Source organism: Undibacterium sp. Dicai25W (assembly GCF_049340505.1).
GTDB classification, from domain to species: Bacteria; Pseudomonadota; Gammaproteobacteria; order Burkholderiales; family Burkholderiaceae_D; genus Undibacterium; species Undibacterium jejuense.
Genome location: NZ_JBMPOQ010000017.1, coordinates 37,645 through 53,976, shown reverse-complemented (window position 1 = coordinate 53,976; position 16,332 = coordinate 37,645). Strand labels below are relative to the sequence as shown.

Genomic DNA, 16,332 nt, shown 5'->3' with positions numbered 1-16,332 from the left:
ATAAACTACTAACTACCAGATTATAAACGATTATTTACCCCGTCGCAATCAGAAACAGGGCAAAACAACCACAATTCATCCGTCAAATCAAGCGCCGCGAGAACGGCGGCGAGCTGCAATACCCTGACCTATCGCCTGACCACTACCTCTGGCTGTCGGACCACGACGTTGCTGCCCAGCATCAGGGAATCCCAATGCAGTTTGCAAAGGATCCGGCTGGCGCGGGCGTTTTTTTCCAGTTGCACCACCATTACCGTTAGCGGCACCGCCACCATACGCACCGGTTTTATTGCCATTCGCATTACCACCACGACCAGCACCAAATTCACCACGGGACTCACCGCGCCCACTGGACATAGGGAAATTCGGCTGCTTCTGCGCGTAAGGACTGGAAGCAGCAGCCTTATTACCAAACGGCTTACCACCTTTAGCAGCTGCCGGTTTGTCGCTGGCAGTTTTTTCCAGACCACTTAATTTCAGTAAGCTGCGAACCGCATCTTCTTCCAATTCTTCCCATCGACCACGTTTCAGATTAGCAGGCAATGTCATTGCGCCATAACGCGTACGAATCAGACGGGATACGGTCAGGCCAACCGCTTCAAACATACGACGAACCTCACGATTACGGCCTTCACCAATAATCACGCGATACCACTTATTAACACCCTCACCGCCACCGTCGGAAATTTTTGAGAATTGCGCCAGACCATCTTCGAGCTCAACACCCGCCAACAGCCGCTGGCGCATACCCTCTTCCAACTCGCCCAAAGTACGAACGGCATATTCACGCTCGATACCATAACGCGGATGCATTAAGCGATTTGCCAGATCACCGGATGTCGTAAACATCAGCAAACCTTCTGTGTTGTAATCGAGGCGACCAACTGCCAGCCATTTACCGAGCTTCATGGTTGGCAAACTATCAAATACCGAGGTGCGACCTTCAGGGTCACTGGTACTAACAATCTCGCCAGCTGGCTTATGGTAAATCAACACGCGCGGCGGCTTTTTGCTGACTTTGCGCATGATAGGCTTACCGTTAATGCGCACCTGATCAGTCGGCAAAATACGTTGGCCGATATGCGCTGGCTCACCATTCACAGAAACGCGACCAGCAACAATTAAGTCTTCCATGTCGCGACGTGAGCCGAGACCCGCCTCAGCCAACACTTTGTGTAACTTTGGCGCATCATCGTCAGCAGTCAAATCACGACGGACTGGTTTGGCATTGCGACCACGACCTTTTGGCTCGTCAGCATCAGAAAAGCCAGCATCAAAGGCTTCAGAAGTCACGAATGAAAACACGTCATCCGGATTATTTACCTCACGGCGCGCCACATTGGCTTGCGAAGAGCGTTTACCATTACCGCGATTTGGCCCACGACCAGCTTGACCAGCTTCACGCACTGGACGCACAGGACGCTCGGCGTGCTCAGTACGTTCACCACGCTCCGGGCGCTCACCGCGATCAACTCTCGGAGCACGCTCGCCGCGCGGAGCCGCTTGCTCACCTTCAACACGCGGCTTGCGGGAACGATTTGCATTAGCAGCACGAGGAGCGCGCTCACTGCGCCCACCATCAATCACGGAGTCAGCAGACTGCACGCTACTTTCAGCGGAAGCCGACGCTTCTGCACCAGCCACTTTAGGACGTGGGGAGCGGCGCATATTACGCGGACCACGAACGCCGCGCGGACCACGGCTATTTGGCTTGGATTCTTCAGCACCTGCGGCCGAAGCTTCGCCGCCAGGATTTTTATCGGCTTTTACATCATCAGGATTCATGGGATTCATTCTTCAATTCATTTGATTCTACGTGAGGCTGCTGCTGATCAGCATCCAGTTCATTATCTGGCACCGATATCCCGGCAGCCTGACTACTTAAAATTTCTAATTCATGAGATACAGCAACATCAACACCCGATTCAGCACTCACTTCAAGCGCAATTACGTGATCTGGTTCATCGACATCAATATCATCACTGATGGCTACAATACTACCTTCGCCTGCAACCGCGTCATCAAACGCTTCAATAGCTAAACCAACATTCACTACATCAGGCACATTCAATTCACTGGCAACCGCGTCAACCGGGTCTTCGAGTGAACCAATATCCTCAACCATTTCACCAGCAACAGCAACCATATCAACCAGATCGGGCACATTACTACCGAATCCAGCGAGTTGCGCCTCAAGATCAGGTTGCGGATCCGAGTTCTGATCATCGCCTTTACTTACTTGCTGTAGCGGCGGCAATTGATCAAGTGAAGCAAGACCCATATCACTCAAAAACTGCTTGGTCGTGGCAAATAATGCCGGACGCCCGGGAACATCGCGATGCCCTATCGTTTCTATCCAACCACGATCCTCCAACGTCTTCACCATCTGTGAAGACACCGTTACACCACGAATCTCTTCAATATCGCCACGAGTCACAGGTTGACGATAGGCAATAATCGCCAGCGTTTCCAGGGTTGCACGCGAGTATTTTGGCGGCTTTTCAGGATTCAGACGATCGATATAGGCGCGCATTTCAGGACGGCTTTGAAAACGCCATCCTGTTGACAAGCCCACTAACTCAATTCCTTTATCTGACCAATCAAGACGCAGATCTTCCAGCATCATTTTGATGGTATCTGCGCCAACGACATCTCCATCATCGTCGGCATCCTGAAACAGTTTTTTCATGTTGTTGACTGTTAGCGGCTCAGGCGCGCATAACAAGGCTGTTTCGAGGACTCGCTTTGCCTCAGCAGTATTCATGCAAGTAATAGATTACACGGGTTTAATTGGTGCCATACACAGAACCACACCGGAGATGTACCCAGCTGTAGCCCACGCTTTTATGTATTTAGTTTTGTTGTAAGCCATTTTGCTTACAACGCCCGTCAAGCGGGCAGATCAGGGAGTTTTGGAAGCGCAACAACTGCTTTACGCCCTACCCATCAATTCAGTAGACACTAGATTGTAGTCCAGAATCGGCGTAGCAATCAAAAATAAATTGTCTACATGCAAAAAAAGCTACGCTTTAGGTGATTTTTTTGAACTTTCAAACAGCTATTATTAACTATTTATTAATTATTTATTAAATAAATTTAGCTCAACAAACCAACCACCGAAATCAGAAGTGGAATCTAAAATCACCATAACATCAATGAAATCAATCACTTCCATACTTTCAGTTGTTACATTATACCCGTTTTAACTACTCCCCAGTCAAAGTTATACGCCTGAGTCAGCCCCACTCCTAAAACAAAGCCAATATTATTTTTTAAAATCCAAAAGACCGCTGATCACATGACAACACCCAGAAAAACCAAAAATCATACTTTTATAACTTAAGGATTGCAGTAATCGCAGTAATTTGCAGTGACTGCGGTACGTAACTGTTTTTCGGATTCAAATCCGCAGGCAACACATTTAAACACCACTGCTCGTGCTTGCTGGGTAGGCATGTGACATTCCTCACACAGCGCACCCAAGACCGGCGCGTGCGCGCCAAATCCCGGCGCCTGACATTGTGGACAATGGGTAGCAAGTCTGGTCGCCAAATCTTGCGCACAACGCGCAATCATCTGCATACGCTTAGGATTGCGATGTGCACGCATATCGGTAGCCAAATCCACCGCCCCGTATTCCAGCGCCTTAATCACACAAATACTCAAAGCCTGCATATCTGAACACGACTTATCATAGATGATGCCATCCGGCTGCCCCACCACTATTCCGTGCTGCGGAAAGCCGATGGCAGCGGCAAATGTCAGCGCCTCCTCCAGATCACTCACACATTTATTTGCGTAATTTGTTTCTGGACCTTGAACAAAAGCACTGATTTCAAGTTGCTCTTTAGCATCATACCAAACCAGAACTTCGCGTCCCCAACCGGTAATACCAAACCATGGGTCACCGCCAAAACTTCCTTCGCTGCCGATGCCAAACCTAGCACCACTAAGACTACACGCGAGCTGCGCTTTACGCCTGGCAGCTTCCAGCATCGTACCTTCACGCGCGATCTCACCAGTAAAAGTACCCAAGCTATCAGTATTAAAATCGCTCACCGTAAATACAGCATAACCAGCTTGCGCAAGTGGCTCCTCGAGGGCCACCTGCTTTCCATGACAAGTCAGTAGTGCCGTGGGATACAAATTACTCATACTTGCGCAGACTCCAATACCCATTGATAAGCAGCACCGCCATTTTCAGCACTCTTCACATAACGATAAACTTCACCGCTTTCGGGATCAATGCTGAACAAATGCAACCACCCACCATCAACCAACTGCCATAATTTTTCATGCTTATGTACGATGCCAGAAATGATGTCGCGTGGCGCTTCCATCCACACTGAAAGACGCAAAGGCGTATGCACCCAATCCTCCCCATCGTGCAGAGATTGCAGCGGCAAGCCTATGCGCAGATCGCCACCGTTACCTTCAAATACGCCAATATGACCACCCACGACATTATGCAAAACCTTATTGCCACTACCCCAGCGACGGTTATCTACGGTCGATGCAAAATATTGCATATTAATCCAATGCGCCACCAACACTGGCGCGGTTAATATCTGCTCAAGGACTGCGTTACCAGCATCTTCTGCATGGTTATAATCATGCAGAAAACTTCTGCCGTGCAAATTCATATGCTGCGTACGCTGACGTGGTGCGGCGATGAAAGCAGCGTTATTTGCCAAACCCCATTCAGGGCGAACTTGCGACCAGTCGCCTGCTCTCTCGCGCATCGATTCCATCAATGCTTCCGGTTTAGACGCTGGCATACCCATGGTTGGAGCGCGCTCTTCGCGTATGCGCTGCCCGGCTTGTGCCAGCCACGCACGCACCTGCTCCAGTGCAGCAATTTTCTTCACATCATCCTGCACGTCAAACAAACGAATTTCATCCGTGGTCGTATTATGCAACCCAGCGACGAACAGGGTATCCTCAGGAACATCGATGCCTTTTACGCGCAGACCATAACGAATATCAACGCGATTCAACAAATGAGCCAGAACCCGGGCATTCACCTCACCAGTCTGACCGCAACACGCTCCACAATCAAGACCTGCAGCATGCGGATTGTTTGCAGTCTGACTGCCGTGACCGACTAACAAAATCACTGGCGCAAAGTCAGATGTCATCGACATGGCACGCAATATCCCCGCGACCAGATCGATCGATTCATCCACGCCGATGTTTTCAAGAACCGGAACCAGGCGATCACGCTCTGACGCGCTTAACGCTGCGGTGTCGGCGGCTTTCTCTTTTGTACTATGCAGACTGGATTTGACGAGCTTCCATGCATAACTCAAGCCTGTCGTTTCAACAAAACCAAAGCCACTGCTTGCGGTGGTACGGAAACGTCCCCATGCCTGAGCCACACCTAGCCGCAAGCGGCGTTGTGCAAATAAATTTTGCGTTTTTTCACGATCACTTGAGACCGATACGACCCGCATTTTTGGCGCTAATAAGCCCGGCAATTGTGGGCGTGCCTCATGACCAGCAAACGGCAAGTATTCGATCGGCAAACCAAAAAAACCCGCAAAACCGTGCGTGCGTATCGATGGGTCACTTGCTTCCAACGCACGACGCATACGTTCTGAGCGCACATCAATACAAAACACCGCTTGCATCGCTGGTCGCACAGATTTTGTAGATTCAGGTGTTGATTTAACCTGTAGTGCAAGACCTTGATTCACCTGTGCTTGCCATGTTAATTCCAAAGCATCTTGCCATACCCAGTCGTAGGAGTTGCCAGACTCATTCACCGGCAGACCGCGCTGAGCATGCCACGCATCCACCACATCTTCATGCTGACCGCTATCGGCAAGCACCCATTCCCACGCCAGCCGTATCGCCAACAATTGCTGCAAATGGTTATCTGTTTTTCCTTGCAAGCCCGCTTGCCAATTCAAATAAGCGCACCACGCTGCCCAACCATTAATACTCAACAATAAAGCAGTAAAGTAAGTTTCGTATTCTTCTGGTTTGATTTTTAACTTTTCGCAGACGACTTCTATCAATTTTTCATGCGTGTCTGGCAAAGCTGCTATGCGGTCGGCGATACCATCAATACCTGTAAATAAGGATGGGCCATTGTCATAAGAAGCAATTTCACGCCACGCCACATATAGGGATGTGGCGTGTGTCAATTTCCATCGAGCCTGCCCCTCATCAAACCATGAGGCACAATGCTGCCCAATTGCGTGCGTCACTACATCGCGACATGCTGGCTGGTGCGCCAAATCACGCTGCGCATCTAATGCATCTGTCAACAACATAAAACGGGCAGATTCACTTGAACTAGCAGAACAAGCTTGAATGAAACTCGCGATATCCAGTGTTAAGCCATGCTGTTTTACTGCCTTTGCGAGTGCGGCCTCAGAAATACGTTTGCTCTTAAATTCAGCCAAATACCATTCAGTAGGCATGGTCAGACGTGTGCCGCACAAATGGGACATCATGTCAGAAACTTTTTGTACAGATTGATCAACAAAACCCCACCAAGGATTGACGGCAATCAATCTGTCTAGCGGCCATGTTGGTGCAACCCGGTTGCACGCCACCTGCATCGCTTTTGCCAATGTAACTTGCTGATCTTCGACAGAAGCTTGGCGCCTCGATGCATTAGGAATAATCGGCGCTGCGGGTGCGACCGGCGCGACCGGCAAAGGTGACGGAACGGCAGACATCATAATTTTTCCTTATTATTAAAACGAGAGCCAGCAACGTTTAGGGGATAATTTTTTTTACTATCGGTCAATCGTGCAGGCCAGATACGGAGCGTCAGGTAAGTCACCATTTCATCGAGATGAAACCCGGCAAATGCCCGCGGATGGAGCCAGCGAGACAGCGCACCGCGAGGGTGAGTAAGAACAACTTGCTGCACAATTAACAAGCCAAACAAACAAATCGCCGCAAAAATAATACTAAAAATGGAAGGGGGCACCGTTGACGCAGACAATAAGCGACCAAAAATAAAGTGCCAGATGCCGTACAGTAAAGAGAGACCAAATGCGTAAATCGTCAACAGTATCACCTGATACCAGCCACGATTCTCTGACGGCGAACTGACCAATGGCAGCAGTCCGCTCGCCAGCACACCACCGAGCAACCAGATGACGGCATCATGACGCGGATCCAAACCAGTCAACCAGCCAGATAACATCAACGCCAACCCAAGTCCGGCAAACGCCAGGCAAAGCTGTGCAAAATTCAGTGGATGCGTCGCCGGAGCTATATGCAACATGCGCTGCCGGGACACCGTTTCACCTGCTGCCAAAAACGCATAAGCCTTATACAGAGAATGCGCCAAAAGATGCAGCAAGGCCAACGAGTATGCGCCCAACCCAATCTCTAACAGCATAAAGCCCATTTGCGCACAAGTAGACCACGCCAACATTACCTTGACACTGATACGCGTCATCATTACCAGCGCCGCCAAGGTCGCGGTAATACTACCAACCATCACCAACAGCAGTTGTGCCGCCGGTACCAATTCAAGCAAACCAGAGACACGTAATAAAATAAATCCGCCGATATTCACAATTCCTGCATGCAGTAAAGCAGACACCGGCGTTGGTGCTTCCATCACTTGCAGCAACCAACCGTGCAACGGGAGCTGTGCGCATTTCAGAATCGCACTGATCACAAACAAGTAAGCGGCAATTTCTATGTTGGTATCGGCCTCGTGAACATTGACCAAAGCATTTGCAATTCGATCCAACTCCAAGGTATCGAAGCGAACATACAGCAACAAAGTTGCGACCAGCGTCAGCACATCGGCAGCCCGGCTGATAAAGAATTTCTTATGTGCTGCCATTAACGCAGCAGGCCGATCTTTGTAAAAAATTAATAGTTGATGCAAAGCCAGACTGCTGGCACTCCACGCCAGACAGACCAAGAGCAAATTATTGAAGATAACCAATAGCCAGACTGTAGCGAGTGTCAGGCATAACCAGATCAGATAATGCGCAAGACCCTTGTCTCCGGCAAGGTAGTTACGTGAGTAACGTAAAATGACCCAACCAAGAAAGGCAGTGAGTAATAACATCATGACGCTTAAAGCATCCAATCTGACGGAAGGACACCAATGAGCAAAACTTGCGCTACCAGAACCATTAAGCCCAACCTCAACCGCGGAAAGCAAAGCGGTCAACATCGCCAACAAAGCCCCTCCCTCTGCAAACGACCAGGCCCGCGCCAAATGCTGCGACCCACGGTTTGCCATCCACGCTGCAAGCAATAAACTCCCGGGCAACAGAAGTATCAACAACGCCAACATCGCCTGCAATGAGGGACCAGCAGTAGGAAAAACAGTGGAAATATCCGGCATAAAAAGCACTCCAGGTGATGTACGTGATAGCTATTGTCCCAACATTTCGGTATATTGACTAATAAATTATGTCAACGAATTGCATTGATAATCATCTATGAACATCCGCCATTTGAGCTTCAGGCTATTACAAGTGTATGTACAGGTTGCCCGAATTGGCAACATTTCAGCTGCAGCCAGAGCCCTACATCTGACCCAGCCCACCGTATCACTCCAACTAAAAAAATTGCGGGAAGCCGTCGGTGAGCCATTGTTCGCTAATCGCGATGGAAAAATGGAACTAACCCATGTCGGCGAGGAGCTATACCGGGCAGCCTGCGACGTTCTGGTGCGATTTGATGACTTTAACGGCTTTCTGGAGCAAGCACGTGGCGGCAGCTCAGGACATATCAATATTGGTATTGTAACCACTGCCAAATATGTACTACCAAGGATACTTGGTGCTTTTTACAAGCTATTCCCACATGTCGGCGTCACCTTAAACATCGGCAACCGCGCGCACATTCTGGAGCGTTTTTCTAAGCAAGAGGATGATCTATACGTGTTTAGCCATCCACCAAGTGGCAATGCAGTACAAGCGACCCGCATACTTAAAAATCCGCTACAAATTATTGCACCGTTCGACCACTGGGCAGTCAGCCGTGAAAGTCTGGAATTTGCCGAGATCAGAAACGAACGCTTCCTGATTCGCGAACCCGGATCAGCAACCAGAATGATGTTTGAATCTTGGCTTAGTAGTCAGGGTATAGAGCTGGGCGATACCATGCAGATAGAAAGTAATGAGGCGATACGCCTGAGCACCGCTTCTGGGCTTGGTTTGTCAGTTATTTCTGCTCATACTTTATATGAAGGACAAGAAAAACTGGCAGTACTGCCTGTACATAATTTCCCACTAGAAAGTCACTGGTATCTGGTCAGCAGAAAAGACCGTCGCCTGCCACATGCTGCCATGCAATTAATCCAGTTTATGGCAGAACATTTACAAGAATGCGTAGAACCGCAATGGGTTGCACCCAATATCGCGAATCTGGCGGAAAATTTCAATTAAAACGGAGGCCACAGTTGCGTGTTCAGTACATCCCCTACCATCATCCACCATCAAACAACACCGCCAGAGCTATTGGCACTCAATGGTAAAACCAAGGTAAATGTGGTACCTAAGCCAGGATGACTTTCTACACTGATTTTTCCATTGAGAATCGAACTGACAATATTGTATGTAACACTGAGTCCCAATCCAGAACCACCCTGACCTAGTTTCGTGGTAAAAAATGGTTCAAAGATATGCTTGATATTTTTTTCCGGAATTCCCAAGCCATTGTCTTTGAATTGAATAACGACGTGCTGTTGATCGTTTACTCTGGCTAAAATCTCCATCGCCCCATTTTTCATTCCATCAAATCCATGGACGATCGCATTTTGAAGTAGATTAATCAGAACTTGACCTAAAGGACCAGGATAACTATGCATGACGATATCAGAAGGAATATCGACAGTAATATTATGGCCAGATAGACGAATTTGATTATTCATCGTGGTCAATATTTCTTTCACCGTTAATTCGAGATTGAAGCTGCGTTGTTTATCACTTGTCTGATCAACAGACACCTGTTTAAAGCTACTAACCAAACGTGAACTCGTTGCCAAAGTTCTGAGCAAAACTTTACACGCATCTACACATTGTTCGGTAAGTTTCAAAAATTCTGAGCGCTTGATTGCCCCCGATGCGACTACGTTTGAAATGCCACGCAGATGGTCTTCAATAGAACTGGCGATAAGAAGACTATTACCAATTGGCGTATTGAGTTCGTGCGCAATGCCAGCGACCAGAGAACCTAATGCCGCTAATTTTTCACGCTCAACGAGCTGACTTTGAGTTGAAATTAATTGCTGATAAGTTTCTGAATTGTGTAACGCCACCCCGACGTAAGATGCCAAAGTACGCAAAATATCGAGGTCAGTGTCATGGTATGCAGATTTTTTCTCACTTTGCACACTAATGACTCCACGTATCGTGCCACTAACAAAAAAAGGAACGTATAACATCGATAACTTGGTTTTTATCTCGTGTGAACCTACAACCAAGGTTTTATCAACAATGTTTTTCTCAGAGAATATCCACTCTGGCATTAACCCATCCTGAGTTTTTTCCAACTCCCAATCATTAATCAAAATGTCGACTTCATCATTGAGACACTTAGTACTTAATAAGATTTTATTGCGACTATCAAAGCAAAATGAAGGCAACGATACGCCATCATCAAATACACAAGAAAACATCATCTGCTGCTCTTGCGGAAGGTAAAATCCTACCGCAAAATAATCGACATCCATCAATGAATTTACTTGTTCGTAGAGGACGCGAATGATCGCTTCCTGATCTAAATTTGCCGTAATTTTCTTACCTATTTCACTCAAAACAGAGATGTTGTGGTGTGCCTGCTCAACTTCCGTTTTCTGCTTTTGCAACTCCTCAGTGCGTTTTTTTACCGTGAGTTCCAGCATGTTTTTTTGATTTTTAAGTATTTTTTCACGAGAAATTAATAAAGTAGCCACTGCGAATACAAAGGCACACAGGGAACAAATTCGAAACCACCAGGTTTTCCAATAAGGTGGAGTTACTGTAATAATGACACTAGCCCCTTCCTGGTTCCAAACGCCATCCTTGTTGCTGGCAATGACCTTAAAAACGTAGTGCCCGGGATCGAGATTGGTATAGTTAGCATAGCGTTTTGACGCGTCGGTATTTATCCAATTTTTATCAAAGCCCTGCAGTTGGTAAGCATACGAATTCTGAGAAGGAGCAGCGAAATGCAACGCCGCAAATTCAATGTCGAATGAAGAATCTGGGTAAACAATTTTAATTTCTCTGGGAACCTGGGACGGCTGATCACCAGAAAAAATTGTCGCCCCTGGATTGACTAAAGTCTTTTTCACCACCGACAGATTATTTATGACAATTTTTGGCGCCTGATGATTTTCGCGAATGTCATCCGCAAAAAACGAGGTAAACCCGTTAAAACTACCAAAATGAATTTGACCATCTGCAGTTGTTGCGCCAGCGCCAATCAAATAAGAACCCTCAACGATGCCATCACTGGCCGTATAATTTTTGTAGGCACCCGATTGCGGATCAATTTTTGAAATTCCAGAGATTTTACTGATCCAAATATTGCCACGTGGGTCTTCGGCGATCGCCCCGATCGATTCAGAAGAACCATCGATTTTAGTTGGGTAAAAACGAAAACTTATATTGTTACCGCTTAGCCTTTTCATGCGGTTCAGCCCGCCAGAAGTACCGACCCACACGACTCCTTTGACGTCTCGGTACAGATACTGAACACGATCATGACTGAGACTATCTGCTTTATCAGCATGATGTAAAAAATGGGAAAAGCTACGCGTATCTGAATCAAAGCGTTCCAGCCCGCTAAACGTCCCTATCCAAATATTTCCATCAACATCTTCAATAATCGAAAATGTCCAATTGTTTATTAAACTATGCGGATTTGCCGGATCATGCGTAAAAAGCTGAAATGGGGATGCGGAAGTTGGACGATACAAAACCCCGCCACGCGTAGCAATCCACATGCCACCGGAACGGTCAAAGTGAATATCTTCAATATTATTAATGTCAGGCTTATCGCTTAAAGGGACGTGAATAAATTGTTGCCTTACCTGGTTAAACAGATCAAGCCCGGCAGTTGTGCCAACCCATAATTGATTCTTGCTGTCGCGCCGGACGCTCCTAACTTGATTGCTAACTAAACTGTGTGGATCTTTCGCGTTATGCTTCCACTGCTTAAATTCATGCGAATTCAAATCAAACAGCATCAGACCACTACTGATCGTCCCGAGCCATAAGCGATTTTTTCCCGCATCCATAATAAACCGGATACGACTATCATTAATACCAGTAGCATCATTCATTATCTGCACAAAGCGTTTAAATCCGCCACTGGCAAGATCGACACTGCTTATGCCACCAGAATGGGTTGCAATCCAAAGCGTGCCATTAGTATCTTGAAATAATCTATCAATGGTATTTGCGCTCAAGCTATGCTGATCCAGAGGACGATTTCTAAAATTTGTCAGCGCATTTGTCTTAGGATCAAACCGGGTTAATCCATTGTCCAGCGTCCCTATCCACAATTGATGATTACTATCCACCAAAAGACTTTGGATTTTTTCGTCCGTTAAATCAGTATCAGTTAACACCGGTTGTCGAATAAGTTCAGGACTACTGATATTTATTTTGGACAGTCCGGCAAAACTTCCTACCCATAATGTATCCGCTTCCGCATAGAGCGCTGAGATAAAGTTTCTCTCGGGTCTTTGCTTCTTAAATGAACTCTCACTAACATGAAAGATGTCATTGCGCGCGACATCCAATTTATCCAATCCTATCCGCGTACCAATCCAAAGATCACCATGAAGATCAGATACCAAAGATGTAATCGCATCATCACGTATACTTTGCTTATCGTTTTGATCATGCCGCCGAACCGTAAATTTTTCGCTGGCAAAATTAAAATTAATCAGGCCTTTTTCACTTGCAAGCCACAAGCCTTTATCCTTATCGGGAACAATATCGCTAATACGGATATTGAGCGGAGGACTCTCAACATTTTCTCTGATTTGATACTGTTGAAATTTTCCATTTGCCGAGTGATATCGACTAAAACCCGACGAAGTCCCTATCCATATATCGCCTTGAGCATCGCAATGGAGCGCCAATATCCAGTTATCCGACAAACTGTCCGGCTGATCTTTGATATGTTGGAAATTTTTTGCCCGGTAGCCATCAAACACGAACAAGCCGCGTTGAGTACCAAACCACATTAAGCCCTGCCTGTCTTGCACAACCGATGTGATCGACTGAACCTCCAGCCCATGTTCTGCGCCAATCTGCTCAAAACGAAGTGCGCCACGAACAGTGCCAGCGTTTGCTTGATAGACAAAACCAACGAGGAGTAACACTCGAAAAAGTTTAACTAAGAACAACATTAACTGATGGATAATGCTGGTCATGAACTTCCTCAATGTTGAAGCAAGATACCAGAGAACCAGTTTTGGCGGCAATGACAAAAACGAGTGTAGCATAAGCCTCTGGCATCACCGCCAATTGCACAAACTCAAGAAATAATTTTTGACGTTTTAAATCTCAGAAATTTAACTGCAAATTACCATTCATCCAATACCGTTGCAATACTAACCATATTTAATGCACCCTGGTCGAATTCAGCATGATGTAGAAGTGGAACATTCAAAATGAAATTCCAACAAAAGTCAGAGATTCAATTTGATGAAATTAAGCCCTAATATCTTTTTCCACATATATAAATATATTTTTATTCGTTTTCCAAATTAAGAGACTTACGTATTCTTGTATTCAGGAATCGTTATTTCGCGAGAAATGGCCATTCTCAGAAATTTACAAGGAGAAAAGTATGGACACCTCTTTTGAACATTCCAGCGCTGGAAATCCAAAAGATGCCGTGAGCGGTACGTTGTTGTCTACCGATAGCAACGCCGATGGAGTGTCACCGCAAAAAGCATGGGCGCTATTTTCAACTGGTCAGGCAGTACTGGTCGATGTGCGGACGGCAGAAGAACGTGCTTTTGTTGGCTTTGTGCCAGACAGCGTACACGTGGCATGGGCAACTGGAACCAGTATGACCAGGAATCCACGCTTTGTTCGTGAACTGGAATCTAAAGTCGGCAAAGACAAGAAAATTCTGTTGCTGTGTCGCAGTGGCAAACGTTCCGCACTGGCAGCCGATGCAGCAAAAAAAGCCGGGTTCACTGACATCTATAATGTACTCGAGGGCTTTGAAGGTGAACTCAATGCAGAGCAACATCGTGGCAGCGCAGATGGTTGGCGTTTTCATGGATTGCCCTGGGTACAAAGTTAATCGTTTTGCTTAAGCATTGGAGTCAACAGGAATGAGCAATAAAGCGCCGGTCACTTACGAAGTACGAACACCAGTTTTTGATATAGACCGGGTAGTCAGTGAATTAGCAGCAGTCAGACACCAATGGCGAGAAGGCAGACAACGCTCAACAGAACCAGGCGGGCGTGAGTTACCGTCGCGCGAAGCTGTGTCCGAAATTATGGCTGGTTTGCGTGGCGCTTTATTTCCTATGCGTCTGGGTCCGGTAGAACTGCGTCAGGAGAGCGAAGATTTTTATGTTGGACATACCCTGGATCTGGCGCTCCACTCTCTATACACGCAGGTCCGTCTAGAGCTCATGTATGTCGCTCGATACGAGGGTAAAGAGCGAGAAAATATTGACCAGCAAGCATTGCAAATTGTGCGTAGTTTTTCACGCAGCCTGCCCGACATCCGGTCTTTACTCGATAGTGATGTCATTGCCGCATATCAAGGTGATCCTGCGGCACGTAGCGTCGATGAGGTTTTACTTTGCTACCCTGGCATTTTGGCTTTAATTCACCATCGGATAGCCCATTGTTTGTACCAGCTAGGCGTACCACTTCTGGCACGTATCGCGGCTGAATTGGCACATGCACAAACCGGAATAGACATCCATCCTGGTGCCAGCATCGGCACTGGTTTTTTCATTGATCACGGTACTGGGGTCGTCATTGGTGAAACCGCCATCATCGGTGCCAATGTCCGTATTTACCAAGCTGTCACCTTAGGTGCGAAACGCTTTCCTGCTGACGCCGACGGCACACTACAAAAAGGACTCCCACGCCATCCAGTCGTTGAAGATGAAGTCGTGATTTATGCCGGCGCTACCGTATTGGGACGCGTCACCATAGGGCGCGGCGCAGTCATCGGCGGCAATGTATGGATTACGCAAGACGTGCCCGCTGGCAGCCATGTAACGCAAGCGGGTTCATTACAACAAGGACGCACCGTCCACCCGTAACATTTATGAATGCGTTCATAACACTAATAATGATCATATTAATCGTTGTGAGTTGTTGTAGATGCATCAGATAAGCACTGTTAGAACTAGCTTTACCGTTACCAGCGTCAATTTGGCGTTGTGACGCCGTTAGTAATTTCTTTTAATTGACTTATTTCAAGGAGCAACCATGGCAGAAGCAGCAAATCAGCAATTAGCATTAGGCGATGACGCAGCAAGACAACTAGCAAATGCAACAAAAACAGTTCCCAAACTCTCCACGGTTAGTCCACGTTGGTTAACTCATTTATTGGAGTGGTTGCCAGTGGAAGCTGGTATTTACCGTTTAAATAAAGTCAAAAATCCACGCGATGTACGCGTCGCGTGCTCGCAACGTGATGAATCCGATCTGCCACAAACTTTTGTCGATTACGACGAAAAACCACGTGAATACTTCCTGAACGCCGTTTCTACCGTCCTCGACGTACATACCCGCATCTCTGATCTGTACAGCAGCCCACATGATCAAATCAAAGAGCAATTACGTCTGACTGTTGAAACCATCAAAGAACGTCAAGAAAGCGAACTGATCAACAATCCGGACTACGGCTTATTAGCTAACGTGGCAGACGATCAGCGCATTTTCCCTCTGACAGGTGCACCTACCCCTGATGATCTGGATGAGTTGCTGACCAAAGTCTGGAAAGAACCAGCGTTCTTCCTGACCCATCCATTAGCGATTGCTGCTTTCGGACGTGAATGCACACGTCGTGGCGTACCACCACCAACTGTCAGTTTGTTCGGTTCGCAATTCCTGACCTGGCGCGGCATCCCATTGGTGCCATCAGACAAAGTACCTGTGGCAGATGGTAAAACCAAGATTCTGTTACTGCGTGTTGGAGATAAACGTCAAGGCGTGGTCGGCTTATTCCAACCGGGTCTGGCGGGTGAACAAAGCCCCGGCCTGTCCGTGCGTTTCATGGGTATCAGCCGCAATGCAATCTCTTCTTACCTCATCTCTCTGTATTGCTCATTGGCGATTCAATCCGATGATGCATTGGCGGTGCTTGACGATGTTGAAATCGGCAAGTTTCATGAATATCCAGACACCTACAAGTAATTAA

At 47.1% G+C, this 16,332-nt stretch carries 10 protein-coding genes; 4 read left to right on the top strand and 6 right to left on the bottom strand.

Translation table 11 applies throughout. The features are described 5' to 3' along the window. Window positions 1-87 precede the first annotated feature (87 nt). The 5 genes from ACO0KY_RS15940 to ACO0KY_RS15920 all read right to left on the bottom strand — a co-directional run bounded on the left by ACO0KY_RS15940 (window position 88) and on the right by ACO0KY_RS15920 (window position 8,332). Window positions 88-1,794 carry a pseudouridine synthase gene (locus ACO0KY_RS15940; RefSeq protein ID WP_423047683.1) on the bottom strand — a complete coding sequence of 569 codons (1,707 nt, stop codon included), beginning with the start codon at window positions 1,792-1,794 and terminating at the stop codon, window positions 88-90. After that, complete coding sequence (gene scpB / locus ACO0KY_RS15935; protein ID WP_423047681.1) at window positions 1,775-2,764, bottom strand: SMC-Scp complex subunit ScpB; 990 nt, start codon at window positions 2,762-2,764, stop codon at window positions 1,775-1,777. Before scpB ends, ACO0KY_RS15940 begins: the two co-directional genes overlap by 20 nt. Before the next feature lie 575 nt (window positions 2,765-3,339). Then, a complete protein-coding gene (locus ACO0KY_RS15930; RefSeq protein ID WP_423047679.1) occupies window positions 3,340-4,155 on the bottom strand; it encodes a DUF6671 family protein in 816 nt (271 codons plus the stop codon). After that, the gene (locus tag ACO0KY_RS15925) at window positions 4,152-6,692 is read right to left on the bottom strand and encodes a YbcC family protein (RefSeq protein WP_423047677.1); all 2,541 of its coding nucleotides are present in this window, start codon (window positions 6,690-6,692) and stop codon (window positions 4,152-4,154) included. Before ACO0KY_RS15925 ends, ACO0KY_RS15930 begins: the two co-directional genes overlap by 4 nt. Next, a complete protein-coding gene (locus tag ACO0KY_RS15920) occupies window positions 6,689-8,332 on the bottom strand; it encodes an NADH-quinone oxidoreductase subunit L (RefSeq protein WP_423047675.1) in 1,644 nt (547 codons plus the stop codon). Before ACO0KY_RS15920 ends, ACO0KY_RS15925 begins: the two co-directional genes overlap by 4 nt. Window positions 8,333-8,429: 97 nt before the next feature. On the opposite strand from ACO0KY_RS15920, the gene ACO0KY_RS15915 reads away from it, so the two are divergent. Beyond that, window positions 8,430-9,380, top strand: coding sequence for a LysR family transcriptional regulator (locus ACO0KY_RS15915; protein WP_423047673.1), 951 nt, complete (start codon window positions 8,430-8,432; stop codon window positions 9,378-9,380). A 50-nt stretch (window positions 9,381-9,430) separates the two neighbouring features. Here the strand turns inward: ACO0KY_RS15915 and ACO0KY_RS15910 are convergent, their stop codons facing one another. Next, the gene (locus tag ACO0KY_RS15910) at window positions 9,431-13,363 is read right to left on the bottom strand and encodes a sensor histidine kinase (RefSeq protein WP_423047671.1); all 3,933 of its coding nucleotides are present in this window, start codon (window positions 13,361-13,363) and stop codon (window positions 9,431-9,433) included. Between the two features lie 419 nt (window positions 13,364-13,782). On the opposite strand from ACO0KY_RS15910, the gene ACO0KY_RS15905 reads away from it, so the two are divergent. The 3 genes from ACO0KY_RS15905 to ACO0KY_RS15895 all read left to right on the top strand — a co-directional run bounded on the left by ACO0KY_RS15905 (window position 13,783) and on the right by ACO0KY_RS15895 (window position 16,328). Further along, on the top strand, window positions 13,783-14,247 hold the full coding sequence (locus ACO0KY_RS15905; RefSeq protein WP_423047669.1) for a rhodanese-like domain-containing protein: 465 nt from the start codon (window positions 13,783-13,785) through the stop codon (window positions 14,245-14,247). A gap of 31 nt (window positions 14,248-14,278) precedes the next feature. Further along, window positions 14,279-15,229 (top strand): serine O-acetyltransferase EpsC, encoded by a 951-nt coding sequence (gene epsC, locus ACO0KY_RS15900; protein ID WP_423047667.1) that lies wholly within the window; start codon window positions 14,279-14,281, stop codon window positions 15,227-15,229. A 169-nt stretch (window positions 15,230-15,398) separates the two neighbouring features. Beyond that, window positions 15,399-16,328, top strand: coding sequence for a family 2A encapsulin nanocompartment shell protein (locus ACO0KY_RS15895; protein ID WP_423047665.1), 930 nt, complete (start codon window positions 15,399-15,401; stop codon window positions 16,326-16,328). The last annotated feature ends 4 nt before the right edge of the window (window positions 16,329-16,332 follow it).